The following is a 2,233-nucleotide window of genomic DNA, read 5'->3' on the forward strand; positions in this document are numbered from 1 at the left end:
CTCGTCGATGGCCTCGACCTCCATGGTCGCCTTGTCGGTCTCGATCTCGGCGATGACRTCGCCGGAYTTGAYCKTSTCRCCYTCYTTYTTCAGCCAYTTGGCGAGGTTGCCCTTCTCCATCGTSGGCGAGAGAGCGGGCATCAGGATGTTGATGGGCATGCTGACCTCAAGAAGAACTTTGCAAAACGTCGTCTCCGACAGCGAAGACGAACAGACCAGATTTAGTTGCCGATGTCGCCCTGCCACAGGCGCTCATTGGCCGGGATAGATCGCCAATTCTTCATCATGGTGATGGAGCGGTCGTCGGCAAGGTCGATCCAGGGGATGCCGAACTTGTCGAGAATGTCCTTGGAGCCCGGGAAGGTGACGGATTCTCCGATCACCACCAGTTGCACCTTGAACAGAGCGAGCGCGCCGGCACACATCGAGCATGGCGACAGCGTGGTGTACATGACGGTGTCGTGGAATGTGATCGCGCCGGCCTCGCGCAGGCAGCTCATCTCGCCGTGCAGGATCACGTTGTTCTCCTGCACGCGGTTGTTGTGGCCGCGGGCGATGATCTGGTTGTCGCGCGTCAGCACGGCGCCGATCGGCAGGCCTCCCTGCGCGATCGAAGCCTCCGCCTCGCGGATCGCCTCCAGCATGAAATCGAAGTGATAGGATTCGATCGCCACTGTCAGTGCCCCTTCCCGCGCGGCGTCGTGGTGCCGGTGTCCGTGGGACGCTCGATCTCGGCCTGGAACATCTCGAGGATCCGGCTCAACGCGTCCTCCTCGGTATATTCGCTCTCGCGCGCATAGGCGCGCGCCGCATGGCGGGCAAGGTCGACGAGCAAGAGGCCCCACATGTCGGGTTCCTCGAAGGCACGCTGGAACGCCATCGACAGCCCGCCGTCCAGCACGAACACGCGCAGGATCTCGACCGCGTCCTCGCGGGTCATAACGTCGGGTGGCAGTGGCTGCTCCTTCGGGCCCGCCATGGTCTACCTGTAGCAGACGGCTTTGGCGGCCTCGACGACTTCAGCCGCCGAAGGCAGCGCGAGCTTCTCCAGATTAGCGGCATACGGCATCGGCACGTCCTTGCCGGAGACGCGCGCGACAGGCGCGTCCAGATAGTCGAACGCGTTCTCCATGATCCGCGCGGCGATCTCGGCGCCGACGCCGCTCTGGGCCCAGCCCTCTTCCACCGTGACGGCGCGCCCCGTTTTCTTGACCGAGTTGACGATGGTCTCGGTGTCCATCGGACGCAGCGTGCGCAGGTCGATCACCTCGGCCTCGATGCCGTCCTTGGCGAGCTCGTCGGCCGCCTTCAGCGCATAGGTCATGCCGTTCGACCAGGAGATGATGGTGACATGGCTGCCGGAGCGCACGATGCGCGCCTTGCCGATCGGAATCACGAAGTCGTCGAGCTTGGGCACTTCGCCGGTGTGGCCGTACAGCACCTCGTTCTCGAGGAAGATCACCGGATTGGGATCGCGGATCGCGGCCTTCAGCAGGCCCTTGTAATCCGCGGCCGAGAACGGCGCGACGACCTTGAGACCCGGGACGTTCGAATACCAGGACGAATAGTCCTGGCTGTGCTGGGCGGCGACGCGCGCGGCGGCGCCATTGGGCCCGCGGAACACGATCGAGCAGCCCATCTGGCCGCCGGACATGTACAGCGTCTTGGCCGCGGAGTTGATGATCTGGTCGATCGCCTGCATGGCGAAGTTGAAGGTCATGAACTCGACGACCGGCTTCAACCCGGTCATCGCGGCGCCGACGCCGATGCCCGCAAAGCCGTGCTCGGTGATCGGCGTGTCGATGACGCGCTTGGCACCGAATTCCTGGAGCAAGCCCTGGGTGACCTTGTAGGCGCCCTGATACTCGGCAACCTCTTCGCCCATCACGAAGACGTCGGCGTCGCGGCGCATCTCCTCGGCCATGGCATCGCGCAGCGCTTCGCGGATGGTCTGCGTCACCATCTCGGTGCCGGCGGGCACTTCCGGATCGGGCTCGGCGACAGCTTGCGGCGCGGGCGCAGCCCTCGGCGCCGAGATCATCGGCTTGCCTTCGCCGACCGGCGAGCGGGATTCGGCGACTTCCTGCGCGACGCTCGGCGCGGGCGCGGCCGGCGCCTTGGCGAGATCGGCGGCCGTCTCGCCATCGGCGAGAATCGTCGCGATCGGCGTGTTGACGGCGACGTCGGCGGTGCCCTCGGGGATCAGGATCTTGCCGAGCGTGCCCTCGTCGGT

General features: G+C 65.2%; 4 protein-coding genes. All 4 read right to left on the reverse strand.

Going from position 1 to position 2,233, the window contains the following annotated elements; translation table 11 throughout:
* Positions 1-159, reverse strand: a 159-nt coding sequence (locus AC1D00_RS37565) for a biotin/lipoyl-containing protein (protein ID WP_477014146.1), incomplete at its 3' end; no start/stop codon positions are given.
* 62 nt (positions 160-221) lie between these two features.
* Positions 222-674 (reverse strand): nucleoside deaminase, encoded by a 453-nt coding sequence (locus AC1D00_RS37570; protein WP_477014144.1) that lies wholly within the window; start codon positions 672-674, stop codon positions 222-224.
* A 2-nt stretch (positions 675-676) separates the two neighbouring features.
* Positions 677-979 carry a DUF5076 domain-containing protein gene (locus AC1D00_RS37575; protein ID WP_008142223.1) on the reverse strand — a complete coding sequence of 101 codons (303 nt, stop codon included), beginning with the start codon at positions 977-979 and terminating at the stop codon, positions 677-679.
* Positions 980-982: 3 nt separating this feature from the next.
* On the reverse strand, positions 983-2,233 hold a 1,251-nt coding region (locus tag AC1D00_RS37580; RefSeq protein ID WP_477014145.1), incomplete at its 5' end, for a pyruvate dehydrogenase complex E1 component subunit beta.

This window comes from Bradyrhizobium sp. P2_E8, assembly GCF_056403875.1.